The organism is Moorena sp. SIO3I6 (genome assembly GCF_010672095.1).
In genome coordinates, this window is record NZ_JAAHHU010001738.1 from 1 (window position 1) to 1029 (window position 1029).

Genomic DNA, 1029 nt, shown 5'->3' on the forward strand with positions numbered 1-1029 from the left:
TGGTAGTGGGAAATCTAGTGTAGTTAGGGCGGGATTGTTGTATCAGTTACAACTGGGACGGAGGTTATCGGGTAGTGAAAGTTGCAGATAAAAATCCTTCAGCCTGGTGAACATCCCCTCAATTCCTTAGCACTAACCTTTGTAGATTCTGGGTTATCTGATATCGAACGGGGGACTCAATTAGCTCAAGCCGAGGATTTGATCTTAAAGGGTTCTGAAGGGTTGAGACAATTAATCGCTGTGACCGATACCCAGCGGGTGATACTGGTAGTTGATCAGTTTGAAGAAGCATTTACTTTGTGTCAGGATAGCTCAGAAAGACAACAGTTTTTTGAATGCTTATTAGGAGCTTTACCTAAAACCGGGGATAAACTCTGCTTGGTATTGACGATGCGAGCAGACTTTTTTGGTAAATGTCTTGAACAGGACTATAGCGGATTGGCACAGCAGATTCAAGAACATGGAATTGCTGTGATGCCCATGTCACCAGAGGAGTTAAGACAAGCAATTGTAGAACCAGCCAAACAGGTAGAATTGGAGATTGAGCCAGAACTGGTAAAGGAAATACTGGCAGATGTAGCGGATGCGCCAGGATATCTTCCATTGCTGCAATATACCCTGACACGACTGTGGCAAGAAAGCACTGATAACTGTTTGCGGCTCAACACCTATGTCAAATTGGGTGGTGTGATGGGTACTTTGCGTCAACGGGCGACTGAGGTGTATGAGCTATTTTCTGAAGAATAACAAGCAGCAGTACGGCATATTTTTCTGGCACTAACTCAGTTGGGAGAAGGTACAGAAGATACCCGCAGACGAGTATTAAAGCCGAGTTTAGTTAATCAGCGCTACAGCGAAGAACTTATTGATACGGTAGTTCAGAAGTTGGCTGATGAAAAGCTAGTTGTTACCTCTGAAATGGTAGGTAAAGAAGTCTCAAAGAGAGTAGCAGTAGTGGATGTTGCTCATGAAGCCTTGATTCGTCATTGGAATCTGTTGCGGAGTTGGATAAGTGAAAACCGGGATGGG

General features: G+C 44.2%; 1 pseudogene. It reads left to right on the forward strand.

Annotated elements, in window-relative coordinates:
- Window positions 1-81 precede the first annotated feature (81 nt).
- A pseudogene (locus F6K49_RS52745) lies at window positions 82-1029 on the forward strand (hypothetical protein); the annotation flags it as partial.